This window comes from Klebsiella sp. JB_Kp042 (genome assembly GCF_040065275.1).
Taxonomy (GTDB): Bacteria; Pseudomonadota; Gammaproteobacteria; order Enterobacterales; family Enterobacteriaceae; genus Klebsiella; species Klebsiella quasipneumoniae.
The window spans coordinates 1-12,946 of sequence record NZ_JBEAJL010000085.1 but is presented as its reverse complement, the minus strand read 5'-3'; the positions used below and the strand labels follow the sequence as shown (position 1 = coordinate 12,946).

Annotated in this window: 12 protein-coding genes; 3 read left to right on the top strand and 9 right to left on the bottom strand. The window is 57.2% G+C overall.

Features of this window, described 5'->3' with window-relative positions; translation table 11 throughout:
• Positions 1-103: 103 nt before the first annotated feature.
• Positions 104-985, top strand: a complete 882-nt coding sequence (locus ABLV54_RS15260; protein WP_017900105.1) for a LysR family transcriptional regulator — start codon at positions 104-106, stop codon at positions 983-985.
• A 135-nt stretch (positions 986-1,120) separates the two neighbouring features.
• Here the strand turns inward: ABLV54_RS15260 and ABLV54_RS15255 are convergent, their stop codons facing one another.
• From ABLV54_RS15255 to soxR, 4 genes are all read right to left on the bottom strand, one after another.
• Positions 1,121-2,767 (bottom strand): Na+/H+ antiporter, encoded by a 1,647-nt coding sequence (locus tag ABLV54_RS15255; RefSeq protein ID WP_004206334.1) that lies wholly within the window; start codon positions 2,765-2,767, stop codon positions 1,121-1,123.
• A gap of 147 nt (positions 2,768-2,914) precedes the next feature.
• Positions 2,915-4,264: an NCS2 family permease gene (locus tag ABLV54_RS15250; RefSeq protein ID WP_004206333.1), complete on the bottom strand. Its 1,350-nt coding sequence runs from the start codon at positions 4,262-4,264 to the stop codon at positions 2,915-2,917.
• Between the two features lie 390 nt (positions 4,265-4,654).
• Positions 4,655-5,323, bottom strand: a complete 669-nt coding sequence (locus ABLV54_RS15245) for a glutathione S-transferase (RefSeq protein WP_023291647.1) — start codon at positions 5,321-5,323, stop codon at positions 4,655-4,657.
• 259 nt (positions 5,324-5,582) lie between these two features.
• Entirely contained in the window at positions 5,583-6,041 is a 459-nt protein-coding gene (soxR, locus tag ABLV54_RS15240; RefSeq protein ID WP_050533638.1) for a redox-sensitive transcriptional activator SoxR, read from the bottom strand.
• A gap of 84 nt (positions 6,042-6,125) precedes the next feature.
• Between soxR and soxS the strand changes: the two genes are divergently transcribed.
• Positions 6,126-6,455: a superoxide response transcriptional regulator SoxS gene (gene soxS, locus ABLV54_RS15235; RefSeq protein WP_004206330.1), complete on the top strand. Its 330-nt coding sequence runs from the start codon at positions 6,126-6,128 to the stop codon at positions 6,453-6,455.
• Here the strand turns inward: soxS and ABLV54_RS15230 are convergent.
• Positions 6,440-8,044 carry an EAL domain-containing protein gene (locus ABLV54_RS15230; protein ID WP_023291645.1) on the bottom strand — a complete coding sequence of 535 codons (1,605 nt, stop codon included), beginning with the start codon at positions 8,042-8,044 and terminating at the stop codon, positions 6,440-6,442. The genes soxS and ABLV54_RS15230 overlap by 16 nt on opposite strands.
• 508 nt (positions 8,045-8,552) lie before the next feature.
• Between ABLV54_RS15230 and ABLV54_RS15225 the strand changes: the two genes are divergently transcribed.
• Positions 8,553-8,834: a YjcB family protein gene (locus ABLV54_RS15225; protein ID WP_002885064.1), complete on the top strand. Its 282-nt coding sequence runs from the start codon at positions 8,553-8,555 to the stop codon at positions 8,832-8,834.
• 46 nt (positions 8,835-8,880) lie between these two features.
• Here the strand turns inward: ABLV54_RS15225 and ABLV54_RS15220 are convergent, their stop codons facing one another.
• The 4 genes from ABLV54_RS15220 to ABLV54_RS15205 are packed head-to-tail and all read right to left on the bottom strand — an operon-like array spanning position 8,881 to position 12,829.
• Positions 8,881-9,738, bottom strand: coding sequence for an ABC transporter permease subunit (locus ABLV54_RS15220; protein WP_044525142.1), 858 nt, complete (start codon positions 9,736-9,738; stop codon positions 8,881-8,883).
• Positions 9,735-10,568 carry an ABC transporter permease subunit gene (locus tag ABLV54_RS15215; RefSeq protein ID WP_044525141.1) on the bottom strand — a complete coding sequence of 278 codons (834 nt, stop codon included), beginning with the start codon at positions 10,566-10,568 and terminating at the stop codon, positions 9,735-9,737. The genes ABLV54_RS15220 and ABLV54_RS15215 overlap by 4 nt, the downstream gene beginning before the upstream one ends.
• 60 nt (positions 10,569-10,628) lie before the next feature.
• Positions 10,629-11,768 carry an extracellular solute-binding protein gene (locus tag ABLV54_RS15210; RefSeq protein ID WP_044525140.1) on the bottom strand — a complete coding sequence of 380 codons (1,140 nt, stop codon included), beginning with the start codon at positions 11,766-11,768 and terminating at the stop codon, positions 10,629-10,631.
• Between the two features lie 29 nt (positions 11,769-11,797).
• Positions 11,798-12,829: an ABC transporter ATP-binding protein gene (locus ABLV54_RS15205; protein WP_048296440.1), complete on the bottom strand. Its 1,032-nt coding sequence runs from the start codon at positions 12,827-12,829 to the stop codon at positions 11,798-11,800.
• Positions 12,830-12,946: the final 117 nt, after the last annotated feature.

Genomic DNA, 12,946 nt, shown 5'->3' with positions numbered 1-12,946 from the left:
AGCGATAGTCCTGAAAAAAGAAGTCAGGCATGCAGTATAGAGAGCCGCCGACGCGGACAGAAATGAATTAAAATCATCGCAGGTATAGTCTCAGGGAATAATTATGGATATCCGAACGCTGCGCTATTTCGTTGAAGTGGTTCGTCAGCAGAGTTTTACTCGCGCGGCGGAAAAGCTGTTTGTCACACAGCCCACCATCAGCAAGATGCTCAAAAATCTCGAAGATGAACTGAACTGCACGCTGTTGATCCGCGACGGCCGCAAACTGCTGCTTACCGATACCGGGCGCGTGGTTTTTGAACGCGGCCAGGCGATCCTCGGCGAGTTCAGCCAGCTGGAGTCAGAGCTGAGCGATATCAATCACCTGCATAAGGGGGTGCTGCGTCTTGGCATTCCGCCGATGGTCGGGATGCTGATGGCGGAGCCGATCAGCCGTTTCCGCCAGCGCTACCCGGGCGTCGAGCTGAAAATCGCCGAGTTTGGCGGCCTGACGGTCCAGCAGGCGGTCAGCAATGGCGAACTTGATATGGCGATGACCGCCCTGCCGATCGAAGAGGGTAGCAGCCTCACCACCCTGCCGTTGTTCAACCACCCACTGTGCGTCCTGACGCCCAGGACCGCGGCGTGGGAAGGCAAAACGTCGCTCTCGCCGGCGGAGCTGGCGGCGCATCCGCTGGTTATCTACAACGAGGAATTTGCCCTCAGCCAGCAGCTGATGCGCCTGTTTAGCGAGCACGACGTGAAGCCGCGGATCGCCGTGCGCAGCGGCCAGTGGGACTTTCTCGCCGCCATGGTGCAGGCCGGCATTGGCGTGGCGATCCTGCCGGAGCCGATTTGCCAGCGTCTCGACCCGCAGAACTTTTGCTGGATCCCATTGCAAAGCGAGCTGCGCTGGGAGCTGGGGATGATTTGGCGGGAAGGCGTGTATATGTCGCGCAGCGCTGAGGCCTGGCTGGCGTGCAGTAAAGCGTTCTGGCTGGAATAACGCCTGGCGGCGCCAGGCTGGTGCGCATCGGGTGGATACCGCGGAGGTTGTCGGCCCGGTAAGGCGTCAGCTGCCCGCGGGCGCACGTGCGTTACGAGAGATCACCCGGCGGCGCTACGCCACCGGGCCTGACGATCACTGATCTTCGATCAACAGCGCTTCCAGCAGGTCGAGGTCGTGCAGCAGCTTCTGCAGCGTCTCGTTACTGATCTGCCGGGTGGCGCGCAGATGGTACAGCTCACCGCGCTCAGAGCGCAGCGCCGCCAGGCGGAAGCGCCGCTCCAGGCTCTCTTCGAGCATCGAGGTTTCCACATCGTTACGACCATCGGCGCGGCGGCGCAGGTTACCGATCACCCGCGAACTGACTTCGGTCAGCAGCTGGTTATCGATATTCTCTTTGGTATCCGCCGCCAGCCGCTCTTCCATCTTCTGGATCGCCACAATCGCCACGTCCGCCGTCGCCGCGCGCGCCAGACGCTCCTCTTTCCGCTGCTGCACATTATCGCTCGATTCAATGTGGCGCAGCAGGATCGGCAGCGCAATCACCCCAACGAACAACGAGAACAGGATCACCCCGGCGGCGAGGAAAATCAGCTCATAGCGCGCCGGAAAGACATTCCCGTCCGGCAGTAGCAGCGGAATAGAGAGCACACCGGCGAGGGTAATCGCCCCGCGCACCCCGGCAACGGAGGAGATCAGCAGCTCGCGCGTGGTCCAGGAGCCAAACTCCATCGGTTTCTTCTTCAGGAAGCGCTGGCTAAGCTTACGCATCGACCACAGCCAGCCAAAACGCACCAGCATCAGCGCGGCATAGATCAGGATGATGTCGGTAAACAGCATCCAGGTCTCGACATTAGGGTCGGCTTCCGCCGCCACCAGCGAGCTGGAGAGGATATCCGGCAGCTGCAGGCCCAACAGCAGAAACACCATGCCGTTAAAGACAAACTCCAGCATCGCCCAGGTGCTGTTGGCGCGCAGGCGCATCGCCAGCGGTGCGGTACGCATCACGCCGGAACGGGTGATGGTCATCCCTGCCGCCACCGCCGCCAGAATGCCGGAGACGCCGATATGTTCGGCAATCAGATAGGAGGCAAACGGCAGCAGGAACAGCAGGACGATCTGCGTGGCGGGCTCGTCACCGCCCCAGCGGCTGAGGAAGCGCATCGAGCGGCCATACGACCAGCTCACCACAAACCCGGCCAGCACGCCGCCAATCGCCACTTTCAGAAACTCGACGGTGGCGCCGCCGACGGTAAAGACCATGGTGCCCATCGCCACCGCGACGGCAAACTTGAGCGAGACCAGGCCGGAGGCGTCGTTCATCAGCGCCTCACCCTGCAAAATGCCCATGATTTTTTTCGGTATCCGCCCTTCCCCGACGATACCCGAAAGCGCCACGGCATCGGTCGGCGACAGCACGGCCGCCAGTGCGAACGCCGGGATCAGCGGAATGCCCGGCACAATCCAGTAGATCAGAAAGCCGATGCCGACCACCGTCACGACCACCAGCGCCAGCGCCAGGCCGAGGATCTCGCGCCCGTGCTCAATGAATTCGCGAGTTGGCGTTTTCCAGCCGTCGGCGAACAACAGCGGCGGGATAAACAGGACCAGAAACAGCTCTGGATCAAATTCAACATGCAAACCAAAGGTCGGCCACGCCAGAAGCGCGCCAATGGCGATTTGCATCAGTGGAAGTGGAACCTGAAAGGGCAGTACGCGCGTCACTACCCCGGAGAGTGAGACCACAAGGGTCATGATGAGGATGGTAAAGAATATTTCCATGTGTTCCCTGTTTGCTGCGTTTTCTTTTATACCTGTGAGGCGTCTTGCCTTTGAATCATACGCTACCCAGATTAACGCAAATGGAAACAGGATGTGGCTTAAAAATAAAACGGGCGGCCTGAGCCGCCCGTGAGGAGCACAAAGGGTTTAAATCGCCCACCCGCCGGCGTAGAACACCACCAGCGCCACCGCGATAATCACCGTGCCGAGGTTCAGCTTACGCCACTCGCCGGAGACCAGACGGCCGATCACCAGGGTCGCGAAACCGATCATGATGCCGGTCACGATGTTGCAGGTCAGCACGATAAACACCGCGGTGATCAGGCCAGCCATGGCGTCAACGAAGTCATTGAAATCGATCTTCGCCACGTTGCTCAGCATCAGCAGGCCGACGTACATCAGCGCCGGCGCGGTCGCGTAGGCCGGCACCAGATAAGAGAGCGGAGAGAGGAACAGGATCAGCAGGAACAGGACCCCTACCGTCACCGCGGTCAGGCCGGTTTTACCGCCGGCTGCCGTACCCGCCGCCGATTCGATATACACCGCCGCCGGCGCCGCCCCGACTAAGCCTGAGAAGACGCTGCTCAGGGAGTCGGTGGTCAGCGCTTTACCGCCGTTGATGATCTGTCCGTCTTTGTCCAGCAGGTTCGCCTGACCGGCCACCGCGCGGATGGTGCCGGTGGCGTCAAAGACCGCCGTCATCACCAGGGCCAGTACGCTGGGCAGCACGACCGGATTCAGCGCGCCGACGATATCCAGACTGCCAATCAGCGAGTTGCCCTGGTCATCGCTCAGGGATGGCATGGCGAAAATCCCGGAGAAATGGACGTTAGGATCGAATATCAGGCCGACAATCGACACGCCGATAATGGTCAGCAGAATACCGCCCGGTACCTTCATTTTTTCCAGACCGATGATCACCGCGAGGCCAATCAGCGACATCACCACCGGGAAGCTGTCAAAGTTCCCCAACGCCACCGGCAAACCGTCCAGCGGGTTTTTGATCACCAGGCCAACGCCATTGGCGGCAATCAGCAGCAGGAACAGACCGATCCCGATCCCGGTACCGTGGGCCACGCCCTGCGGCAGGTTGCGCAAGATCCAGCTGCGGATGCCGGTTGCCGAGATCACCGTAAACAGGACGCCCATCAGGAATACCGCGCCGAGCGCCACCGGAATACTGATGTGCTGCCCCAGCACCAGGCTGAAGGCGGTGAAAGCGGTCAACGAGATAGCGCAGCCGATGGCCATCGGCAGGTTTGCCCATAATCCCATCGCCAGCGAGCCAACGCCCGCCACCAGACAGGTAGAAACAAACACCGCGGCCGGCGGGAAGCCCGCTTTTCCGAGCATGCCCGGCACCACGATGACGGAGTACACCATTGCCAGAAAGGTAGTAAGACCTGCAACAATCTCCTGACGCACGGTGCTACCGCGCGCCGAAATTTTAAACCAGGCGTCTAATGAACCGCCGGTACGCGCTGAAGGCGTAGACATAGAAAACTTCCCCTGAAAATTTTTATTGTTCGTTGATATGCGTGGTGGACCTTCCACTGCCAGTTAAACGCGATCTCCTTGTACCGAATCGCAGCGCCAGGGGGGCCGCAAAAAAGCAAACGTTTAACTCCGCGCATACACTACGGTGTGTCAACCTTATCCACTCCCCCCGGCTAGCAGAAAAAAGAGGGAGTAAAACAGAAAGGCAAACGATTATCCGGCCTTTAGATAACCCTTTTCAACCGATGTTTATCGTATTTCGCTAAATTTCGCTTATGACGAACAGAAAATAACCAGCCGATGCGCAAACGTTATCGTCCATGCGCAATCCGCTAACAATTTTTTAGTGAGTTGCTTTCATTTAGCCGCGTCATCGGATCCGCTGATACTTCAGGCGCCGGGTAAGGTGAAGGGGCCGCCGCGCTCGATAGCCCGCTGCCAGGCCGGGCGCTGTTCCACCCGCTGTCGCCAGGCCTCAATATGGCGAAGATCATGCATGCCGCCGCGGGCCAGCAGCGCCATCACCGGGAAGCTCATCTGGATATCGGCCATGCTCAGCCGATCGCCGGCAAACCATGGCCGCGTGGCAAGATGGTCGTCAATGAACCGCGCATGGGTGGCCAGCTGAGGATCGAGCCACGCTTTCTGGATACCTTTGCCCAGCAGCGAGCCCAGCGAGCGGACGCCAAAGGGCACCGGGGGTTTGCCGAGGCTGGCGAACACCAGCTTCATTAACAGCAGCGGCATCAGCGAGCCTTCGGCATAGTGCAGCCAGAAGCGGTACTGCAGTTTGTCATCCGCGCCCTGTGGCTTCAGCAGCCCATCGCTGTCCCAGCTCTCCTGCAAATACTCAAGGATCGCGCCGGACTCCGCCAGCACATAGCCGTTGTCTTCCAGCACTGGCGATTTCCCCAGCGGGTGGATTTTCTTCAATGCCGCTGGCGCCAGCATCGACTTTTCCCGCTGATAGCGGACTATCTGATAAGGCAGCTGTAGCTCCTCCAGCGCCCACAGTACGCGTTGCGATCGTGACTGATTAAGATGATGTACCGTCAGCATGGGCCTCTCCCGTGGTTTGTTCAAATTAACTATAGGAACAGGCGCGGATTGCCGGGAAAATTTCGGCAAAATAGTGAGGAAAAAACGGCGGCGGATGCCATAGTTAAAGTGTCGACGCAAACCGGAACCTCCATCAACAGATTACGCAATATTGAGGGACGTCGACGTCGGGGGAAACCCTCTCGTGAACCAACGAGATAATGCGAAAGACCAAGACCGGAAAACAACTAAAGCGCCCAGTTGTGGCGCTTTAGTTTTATCACTCCTCCTCCAGCAGCCGGGCGCCGGTCCCCTCTTCCCCCAGCTTATCGCCCGGGTTGCGTAGCGGGCAGTCGCGCCGCGATAAACAGCCGCAGCCGATGCAGCCGTCGAGCTGGTCGCGCAGCGCCGTCAGGGTGTGGATACGCCGGTCCAGCTCCTCGCGCCACTCGGATGACAGCATTTTCCACTCTTTTGCGCTGAGATTGTGCCCTTCCGGCAGCACGCCAAACGCATCGCCGATGGTGGCCAGCGGGATGCCGATACGTTGCGCAATTTTGATAATCGCCACCGCGCGCAGGACATCGCGCCGGTAGCGCCGCTGATTGCCGGCATTCCGCTGGCTGTGGATCAGCCCTTTACTCTCATAAAAATGGAGGGCCGAGACCGCCACGCCGGTTCGTTTTGCCACTTCCCCGGGCGTCAGCAGCATTTTGATGCGGGGTGATTTCTTTTCCATAAAGCGCTTTACCTCAAGTTAACTTGAGGAATTATACTCGCCCGCAGACAAAACGACGAATCGAGAATTGAGAGAGGCCGCTTTATGTCCCATCAGGATATTATTCAAACACTGATTGAATGGATTGATGAACATATCGATCAACCACTTAACATTGATGTAGTCGCCAAAAAGTCAGGATACTCGAAGTGGTACCTGCAGCGGATGTTCCGCACCGTGATGCATCAGACGCTGGGGGATTATATTCGTCAGCGCCGTCTGCTGCTGGCGGCGGAGGCGTTGCGAACCACCCAGCGGCCGATCTTTGATATCGCCATGGATCTGGGCTACGTCTCGCAGCAAACCTTCTCGCGAGTCTTCCGCCGGGAGTTCGACCGCACCCCCAGCGACTACCGCCATCAGATCTCCGCGTGACGCGACGGCTGAGGCACGTTCACAGGCGCGGGCGCATTGGCTAACCACTGCATAAACTCCCGCGCCGGCATCGCTTTCGCAAACAGCCAGCCCTGGCAATACTGCACGCCGCGCTTGTAGAGCCAGCTTACCTGCTCAGGCGTCTCCACGCCTTCCGCGATAGTCTTTAGACGCAACCCGCGCGCCATCTCGATGATGTGTTCGGCAATCAGGTGGCTGGTGTTGTTGGTGGTCAACGTATCAACGAAGGTTTTATCGATTTTAAGGATATCGACATTCAGGGCGTGCAGATTATGCAGATTCGAATAGCCGGTGCCGAAATCATCGATGGCAATTTCATAGCCCGCTTCGCGGAACGCCTGAATCACCGGCGTGGTCTTCGGTACGTCGATAAACCCCCGCTCGGTTACTTCGATTTTGATCTGCCCGATACAGACCGCATAGCTGCGCGCTTTCTCACTGATCTGTGAAATCAGCCGCGCCGAGTGGAAATCCGACGCAGAGAGATTGATCGCCACGTACAGCTGAGGATGGCTGGCAAGAAACTCTCCCATTTCGTAAAACAGCTCATCCACCACATAGTCCGTCACCTGGGCAATCATGCCTTCATTTTCCGCCAGCGGAATAAACTCCGCCGGGTTCATCACCGGACCGTCAAACCCTGGCCAGCGCAGCAGCGCTTCCGCCCCGACGCAGCGGTTATTTTTAATATCGATAATCGGCTGGTAGTGCAGGCGCAGCTGGCGGCAGCTCAGAGCCCGCTGCAGCATATTGCGCGGCGAGTGATACTGACGGCGGGTGCGCGACCACACCAGCACCAGTAAAATACTGCAGATGATCCCCAGCGGCAGCGTCAGGCTGGCCTGGTCACAAAAGTTGTGATAATAGCTGGCCCGCGAGGTGGACATAATGACGGCGATCGGCCGGATAGCAGAGCGGGCTATCGTATACACCCGGCCATTCTGATTAAAAAAGGTATCGCCTTCGCGAATTAACGCATGGAGCTCTGCGGGCTCGACATTGTTACTTACCGAGAAAAAGAGGTTGGTTTTGGTATCGAACACGCCATAGGCTAAATCGCGATCGCTGGCGATCACTGAGCTGAACGAGAAGGGATTGACCACCACCACATAGGGCCCCTTCTGCATATAATTCATGGCAAAGCCGGGATAAAACGGCGTGTCCCGGTAATAGTAAATCGCGACATCCGGCTTTTTGGTGTAATTGGCCGCCGGCATCCGCCAGCCGGTTTGCTGATGAACGGACGTTGAACAGATAAAGCGCTGACCGTTAGCGTAGATCAGATCTTCCACATACAGCAGGCCGCGAACGATATGCAATAAATAACGCTGATGGTCCGCTGAGCACAGCTCCCCGCGATACTGGCTGGCTTTCGCCCGGGCCTGATCCGCTTCGCGGATGACCATTTCCGTTTTTTGCAGCGCCAGCTGCGAAAATGAGTGTAATTGATCAATGGTTTCGGCTTTTGCCCGCAGCTGGGCAAACCACAATGCCAGTACCACTGGCAATAAAATAACCAAACCCGTTCCGATGAGCCTTAGCGCCTTATGCGGCGTACTGTCACCCATTTACGCTTACATCCATGCGATATGCCTTAATTAAGGTAGCCCAAACACGTTAGCAATCGCGACTGCGATAGACATCAGCCGATTTCCGCCAGCCCTCACGGGCGTCAGCTTTACCACTGACAGGGAAGAATAATACTTATTTATCAGGTATTCGGAAGATATTCCGCCAAGATTAAGAATAGACGCGCTTCTGACTCGGTTTCTCCGTGTATTAAACAAGAACAAGTAATAAAACCCGCAGAATAATAATCATTAGCAAGAGAATGAAAATAAGATCATCGGAGGTTACTTACTAATATCCACATTAATAACATTGTTATTAAGCGCAGCGAAAGCTCATTTTTTGACTGGTGAATAAAGCGCCAAGTGTGATATAGTTCACACAAGTTGATGAAACAGAAATGGCGTTTCATCACTCTCTAGTACGCCAGTTGAGACCAGAGCGCTATGCCATCGTCAGTCGCGCCAGGTCGTCCATGGCTCCCCGACTTTCTTTGAGGACAGGTTAATGGCTTCCATTACTACCAGTGTTGTGTTGTTGCGCTGGCCCCTGGTGAGCGCGGTACTGATGTTTCTTGCCAGTTCACTGAATATCCAACTTCGCAAAAGCGATTATGCCGGTCTGGCGGTGATCTGCAGCTGCCTCGGCCTTGCCGCCGCCTGCTGGTTCGCCACCGGTTTGCTCGGCATCACCCTGCTCGATATTGCCAAAATCTGGGGCAATATCAAAGATGTGATGATTGAAGTCATGAGTCAGACACCGCCAGAATGGCCAATGATGATGACCTGAGGTTAAAAAGCTTCCCACCGGGAAGCTTTTTCGTTTTCTGCAGCCCTTATTTCCCCAGTTTCGCCATCATCTCCGGACGCATAAATTTATGGATCACCACCATAAAGAGCAGCGATGGCGCCAGTAAAATCAGCGCGGTAATCGACGAGACCTGATAGTTACCCGACATGCTGGCGTTATAGAGCAGCAGCGGCAGCGTAGTGACATCCGGCGCCCCGACGAAGAAGGTGCCGGTAAACTCATCCAACGACTCCAGAAAAACAAAGATGCTGGCGGCAACGATCCCCGGCGCCGCCTGCGGCAGCACGATGTGCCAGAAGGTATACATCGGTCCGGCGCCCAGGTTACGCGATGCCCGCGCCAGCAGCGGGTCGATGGCTGAAAACGCGGCCACACAGATCCACACCGAGTACATCAGACCGTGGACGCTATGCACCAGCACCACCCCCGCGATAGTTCCGTTCAAGCCCCACTGGTAAAACAAACGGGCAATATTCATGTATACCGTCAGGTTGGGAAAGGCCTGCGGGAGGAGAAACAGCAGCATAAACAGCACCCGCAGCGGCATTTTCCGCCGGGAAAGCGCATAGCCGGCGGGAACGGAAATCAGCAAACAGACCACCACCGACAGCAGGGCGATCAGTACGCTGGTTAACAGCGAGCTGGAGACATCGCTGTACGGATTGAAGACCTGATACCAGTACTTCAGGCCCCACTGGCTGGGCAGCGAATGGGGAAAATACCAGCTTTCCGCTACGGTCCAGATCAACAGGTTCAGAAGCGGGCCAAACATCGCCAGCAGCATAAACAGCAGTAGCAGGGTCTGCAGCACCGGGCTGGCGTTCACTTTACGGCGTCCTCTTACCCACCATGACGGAGAGGAAGCAAGGTGCAGCGCTTTCATCCTTCACCGCCTTTTTGCTGCAGGCTGTGGCGCAGGTAAAACCACGACAGCGCGCCGCAGATCGCCAGCGACACCACGCCAAGCGCATTCGCCACCGCGTAATCACCATAGGAATTGACGCGAAACGCCATATCCACGGTCAGCATCGTCGGCGTCCCCACGCCGATCATCAGCGGTACCGACAGCACCGACATCATGGTTACCGTCGACAGCACCAGCGCCACTCCGATGGTCGGCAGGACCTGCGGCAGCATAATATCGAACAGCAGCCGCGGCCGGGAGGCGCCAAGATTACGTGCGGCGAGGATCTGCGACGGCTCCAGCGCCGCCATCGCTCCGCAGATCAACAGCGTAGCAAAGGCCAGCTGCTTCCAGACAAAGGTAATGACAATTCCCTTCCATCCCAGCCAGGAGAGGGTCTCCAGCGGCCTGACCAGATCGGCCGCCACCAGCGCATTGTTCATCAGGCCATTTTTGGCGAGAAAAGTGCGCATCATCTGGGCGACGACAATAAAGGGGATAAACAGCGGCAAGCGATACAAAAAACCCAGCAGGCGAACAACGGGCCGGCAAGGCGACAGCGCAATCACTGCCGAGAGGGTAATGGCGATCAGCGCTAACAACGCCACTGAGATCAGCACGATAAGCAGCGAAAAGAGCACATCGTTGGCGTAAAGCGCATAGACCTTGCGAAAATGATCGAGGGTGAACGACTGTCCCGGCGCGGTAAACGCCGAGACCAGCGAAAACCCCAGCGGATACAAAAACAGGACCGCGATCATCAGCGCGGCCGGGGCAACCAGCAGCAAATATTTCAATGAACTGGACATAAAGGACCTGGCGTTGGCACAAGCAAGCGCCCGGGTCGGCGACCCGGGCTGGAAAAAGGGTTAATTGGCCACCTGGCTTTCGTAACCCTCTTTGATATCGTCAAAGTAGGGGGCGATCGGGAAGCTTTTGCCATACTTCGCCAGGGCTTCAGGCGAAATTTCGGCAAACAGCTTTTGCCAGGTCGCCGCATCCAGCTTCGGCTTCACCTGCCCGGCGTCGATGCCCGGGTACCAGTTGAACTGCTTAACGATCCCCTGCGCCTGCACTTCCGGGCTGGTGGCCAGCGCGATAAAGTCGCGCGCCAGCTGCGGATTCGCCGCTTTCGCTGGGATGACGTAATACATCGGCTGACCCGGCATACCCGGGGCCAGTAAAGCGAGCTTAATCGATGGCGGCAGCTTGCCCTGATCTTTCCAGCTATAGAACATGTCGACCCATACCGGGCCCATGGCGATCTCTCCCCGACTTAGCATATCGAGCGTTCCGGCGTTGCCCGGAGTGAAAGTGACATTTTTATTAAACGCTTTCAGTTTCGCATAGGCCTGCTGCCAGCCCTTTTCGACGCTTTTATCATAAGGCGCGGAGGAGAGGCGCTCGGCGCCGGTCCCGTAGGCGTAGATCCAGCCCACCACAAAGCTAACGCCGGACATGCCGTTCTTGATGCCGTTATAGCCAAAAGCCTGCGGATGTTTCTGCGTCCACGCGACCAGCTCGTCATACGACGCCGGTGGCGTACTGACGAGATCGCTGTTCCAGGCGATAGCGGTCTGGCTTAAGAACATCGGCATGACGTATCCGTCGACGTTAACGCCGAGCGCCTGGGTGGCGCTCGGCGAGCTCACCATGCCGCCGGTCTGAATATCCTGGCGATATTTTTGCAGCAATCCCTTTTCCACCTGTTCGCCCCCCGCCTTCTGATGCACCACGGCGACGTCGATATCCCACTGCTGCGCGCCGCTCTCCTGTTGGGCGCTCAACTTCTCGCTGATTTTATTCGACCCGGCGTCGCCAGGGCCGGTACCGATCACCCGCACCTTGACGCCGGGATGAGCGGCTTCAAATTTTGGCCCCAGCCAGGTTTTCACGTAATCCACCATATTCTGATCGCCCGCGGTAGCGACGTTAAGAAAGGTGTCGGCCTGGGCGCTAACGCTCAGGCAGAGGGTCGTTAAGATCGCTGCTTTCGTCTTAGTAAACATGGATTGTCCCCAGAATGAACACGCTGATATCACTGTGATAGTGGTAAAGGAAAAATATGGAGGGCCGGCATGGGCACATGGAGCCTGACGCGGCTTTTCGTCGGCCAGCACTGAGCGGAGTCGGCCTGCAGCAGGCGGTCATGGCAGCGCACGCTGTGGCGATACAGATTGCCCAGAAACGCGCTTTGCTCCACCATCCCCTCCAGGGCGAGCCCCTCCTGCGGCGCGGGCTGCGTTAATTCGCCGAGCGTGGCATCGGCGCTGCGAAAATAAATGACTTTTTCACCCTGCTGAGCTGCGGATAAACCGGATATTGCGGCAGCAGATATTTCATCAGAGGTTATTTTATTATCGGCGCCCATAAAATCAGCGACGAAGGGTGTCGCGGGTCGCTGATATATTTGTTGCGGCGTACCGGTTTGCTCAATTCGCCCCTGGTTTAATACTGCAATACGGTCCGCCATCACTAATGCCTCCTGTTGATCGTGGGTGACAATTAACGACGTAAAGCCGAGTTTCTTTTGCAGAGATTTAATTTCATGGCGCACATTGAGCCGCACTTTGGCATCCAGATTAGATAACGGCTCATCCAGCACCAGCACCTGAGGCTCTATCGCTAGTGCCCTCGCCAGCGCCACCCGCTGCCGCTGGCCGCCCGACAGTTCAGTCACCTTCACGTCAGCCAGCCCGTCGAGATTGACGATCCGTAGCAGCTCCGCCACTCGCCGTGTGATGTCCGCCCCGCGCCATTTGCGCAGCTTCAGGCCATAGCCAATATTGCGCGCCACCGTCAGGTGCGGCCACAGGGCGTAGCTTTGAAACACCATGGTGATATTGCGCTGCTCCGGCGCCTGATGGGTGATCGCTCGGCTGGCGATGGAGATCTCCCCGCTTTCCACCGGAATAAAACCGCAGAGGGCATTCAGCAGGGTGGTTTTTCCACATCCCGAAGGACCGAGCAGCGCGATCATCTCCCCCTGCTCGACCGCCAGATCGATATTATGTAAAACCACTTTATCGCCATAACTAATTTTAAGGCCGGAGATCTTTAAATAACTCATATTCGCTACCTGACAGCGCTGTTGCGGGCATTTTTTATTGCTGTGAACACGTGTTCATTTAGGGAAGGTGCGAACAAGTTCCTGATATGAGATCATCATATTCATCCGGAGCGCATC

Coding starts and splice junctions, on each gene's coding strand:
- ABLV54_RS15255 (WP_004206334.1), bottom strand. CDS start 2,767: ATGGAAATATTCTTTACCATCCTCATCATGACCCTTGTGGTCTCACTC.
- ABLV54_RS15250 (WP_004206333.1), bottom strand. CDS start 4,264: ATGTCTACGCCTTCAGCGCGTACCGGCGGTTCATTAGACGCCTGGTTT.
- ABLV54_RS15205 (WP_048296440.1), bottom strand. CDS start 12,829: ATGAGTTATTTAAAGATCTCCGGCCTTAAAATTAGTTATGGCGATAAA.
- soxS (WP_004206330.1), top strand. CDS start 6,126: ATGTCCCATCAGGATATTATTCAAACACTGATTGAATGGATTGATGAA.
- ABLV54_RS15220 (WP_044525142.1), bottom strand. CDS start 9,738: ATGAAAGCGCTGCACCTTGCTTCCTCTCCGTCATGGTGGGTAAGAGGA.
- ABLV54_RS15215 (WP_044525141.1), bottom strand. CDS start 10,568: ATGTCCAGTTCATTGAAATATTTGCTGCTGGTTGCCCCGGCCGCGCTG.
- ABLV54_RS15230 (WP_023291645.1), bottom strand. CDS start 8,044: ATGGGTGACAGTACGCCGCATAAGGCGCTAAGGCTCATCGGAACGGGT.
- soxR (WP_050533638.1), bottom strand. CDS start 6,041: ATGGAAAAGAAATCACCCCGCATCAAAATGCTGCTGACGCCCGGGGAA.
- ABLV54_RS15210 (WP_044525140.1), bottom strand. CDS start 11,768: ATGTTTACTAAGACGAAAGCAGCGATCTTAACGACCCTCTGCCTGAGC.
- ABLV54_RS15245 (WP_023291647.1), bottom strand. CDS start 5,323: ATGCTGACGGTACATCATCTTAATCAGTCACGATCGCAACGCGTACTG.
- ABLV54_RS15260 (WP_017900105.1), top strand. CDS start 104: ATGGATATCCGAACGCTGCGCTATTTCGTTGAAGTGGTTCGTCAGCAG.
- ABLV54_RS15225 (WP_002885064.1), top strand. CDS start 8,553: ATGGCTTCCATTACTACCAGTGTTGTGTTGTTGCGCTGGCCCCTGGTG.